Source organism: Streptococcus gwangjuensis, assembly GCF_028156745.1.
GTDB classification, from domain to species: domain Bacteria; phylum Bacillota; class Bacilli; order Lactobacillales; family Streptococcaceae; genus Streptococcus; species Streptococcus gwangjuense_A.
Genome location: NZ_JAODJG010000017.1, coordinates 1 through 272 on the forward strand (window position 1 = coordinate 1; position 272 = coordinate 272).

1 protein-coding gene is annotated in these 272 nt (G+C 41.5%); it reads left to right on the forward strand.

The window, feature by feature from the left end:
* On the forward strand, window positions 1-272 hold a 272-nt coding region (locus N5909_RS00120; protein ID WP_271630622.1), incomplete at both ends, for a mucin-binding protein.

Genomic DNA, 272 nt, shown 5'->3' on the forward strand with positions numbered 1-272 from the left:
GATGATACGTTTGATAAAGTAGTCTCTCCAACTATCGCAGGTTACACAGCGGATAAATCAGAAATCCCAGCTGTAAGTGGAGTGAAGGCTAAAGATCAAGACCGTGTTGAAACAGTTACTTATCGTAAGGATGCCCAAAAAGCTGTTATCCGTTATGTAAGTACTAACGGTAACCGCGTTCTCACAACAGATGAAGTGACAGGTAAGTCAGGTGAAGCCATTGCCTACAGCACAACAAGTCAAATCACAGAATTCAAGAAACAAGGCTATAA